The organism is Gemmatimonadota bacterium (genome assembly GCA_039715185.1).
Classification (GTDB): Bacteria; Gemmatimonadota; Gemmatimonadetes; order Longimicrobiales; family RSA9; genus DATHRK01.
This window is the reverse complement of record JBDLIA010000199.1, coordinates 1-1778: the sequence shown is the minus strand read 5'-3', so window position 1 is coordinate 1778 and position 1778 is coordinate 1. Positions and strand designations below refer to the sequence as shown.

The following is a 1778-nucleotide window of genomic DNA, read 5'->3' as shown; positions in this document are numbered from 1 at the left end:
GATCACGCCCATCGCCATGGAGTCCGAGCTGCGCTTCGCCATCCGTGAGGGCGGCCGCACCGTCGGCGCCGGCGTCGTTACCGAAATCATCGAGTAGGGATTCGACATGGCTGCAGGCGGGAAGATCCGGATCAGGCTGAAGGCGTTCGATCACGCGGTGATCGACCAGACGGCGTCCGACATCGTGCGTACGGCAGAAAAGACCGGCGCCACGGTGCGCGGGCCCATCCCGCTACCGACCCGAATCCAGAGGTGGACGGTGCTGCGGTCGCCGCACATCGACAAGAAGAGCCGGGACCAGTTCGAGCTCAAGACGCACAAGCGCGTGATCGACATAATGGACTCGCGCCCGCAGACGGTGGACGCGCTCACGAAGCTGGATCTGCCCGCTGGGGTCGATGTCGAGATCAAGGTCGATTAGACGGATGAAGACGGGATGAAGGCGATCATCGGCAAGAAGCTGGGCATGACCCAGGTCTTCGACGACGAGGGGAACGCGGTTCCCGTGACCGTCGTCGAGGCCGGCCCGTGCCCCGTCGTCCAGGTCAAGGACGTCGATTCGGACGGCTACCACGCGGTGCAGATCGGCTTTGGCGAGCAGAAGGCCAAGCGGACCACCCGCGCTGAGGCGGGACACGCCCAGAAGGCGGGGCTGGAAGCGACGCCGCGAACCCTCAAGGAGTTCCGGCTGTCCGAGCCCGGGGACTACGAGGCGGGTCAACAGCTGACCGTGGAACAGTTCGAGGCCGGCGACACGGTCAAGATCACGGGCACCACCCGCGGACGGGGCTTTCAGGGCGTGGTGAAGCGCTACGGCTTCAAGGGGCGACCGGCGACGCACGGGCATCCCGGGTCGCGCGTCCCGGGTTCGATGGGTCCGGGTACCGACCCGTCCAGGGTGATCAAGGGCAAGAAGCTGCCCGGACAGATGGGGAACGTGCGCCATTCGGAGCGCAGTTGCCGGGTGGTGCGCGTGGATGGCGAACGCAACCTGCTTTTCATTCGCGGCGGCCTGCCCGGCTCGCGCAACAGCGTTCTGTTCATTCGCGAGGCGTAGACGAGCCATGTTCGAAGCAACGGTCTTCAAAGCCGACGGGAAGAAGGCGAAGGGCAAGGCGCTGTCGCTGCCCGAGTCCATCTTCGACGGCACGGTACACGAAGCCGCCATGTGGCAGGCTGTGAAGGCGTACCTCGCGAACCAGCGCAAGGCTGCCGCCCACACGCGCGGCCGCTCGCAGGTAGCGGGCGGGAGCCGCAAGCCGTGGCGGCAGAAGGGCACGGGTCGCGCGCGGCAAGGCACGATCCGCGCGGCTCACTGGCGCGGGGGAGGGGTCGTGTTCGGCCCGACCGCGGAGCGCAACTATCGGCAGGAGGTGCCCCGCAAGGTGCGCATCCTGGCGCGGCGCTCGGCGCTCAACGCGCGCGCTTCGGATGGGCAGATAGCCGTATTCGAATCGCTCGGCCTCGACGCGCCCAAGACCAAGAGCGTGATCGCGCTGCTGGAAGGCGCAGGCGCCGAAGGCAACGTCCTCATCCTGACGGAAGGGCACGCGCCCGCGGTTTACTTGTCCGCCCGTAACATCCCGCAGGTGCGGGTGTGCGCGTTCGGCCAGGAGTCGGCCTACGACGTGCTCTGGGCGGACCTGGTGCTGATCGAGTCGGGGGCGCTGGCGGCCGTCGGGGAGACGGAGACGGAGACGGAGGCCGAGGCGGAGGCGGAGGCCGAGGCCCCCAAGCCGAAGAAGCGCGCGACCAAGGCCAAGGCCGCCGCGTCCAAG

4 protein-coding genes are annotated in these 1778 nt (G+C 67.9%); all 4 read left to right on the top strand.

The annotated features are described in order from the left end of the window. A partial coding sequence (locus ABFS34_16680) for an elongation factor Tu (GenBank protein ID MEN8377061.1) occupies positions 1-97 on the top strand: 97 nt, incomplete at its 5' end. A 9-nt stretch (positions 98-106) separates the two neighbouring features. Next, complete coding sequence (gene rpsJ, locus ABFS34_16675; protein MEN8377060.1) at positions 107-421, top strand: 30S ribosomal protein S10; 315 nt, start codon at positions 107-109, stop codon at positions 419-421. A 15-nt stretch (positions 422-436) separates the two neighbouring features. Beyond that, on the top strand, positions 437-1057 hold the full coding sequence (gene rplC, locus ABFS34_16670) for a 50S ribosomal protein L3 (GenBank protein MEN8377059.1): 621 nt from the start codon (positions 437-439) through the stop codon (positions 1055-1057). A gap of 7 nt (positions 1058-1064) precedes the next feature. Then, positions 1065-1778 (top strand): 50S ribosomal protein L4 (gene rplD, locus ABFS34_16665; GenBank protein ID MEN8377058.1); only part of this gene is annotated, 714 nt, incomplete at its 3' end.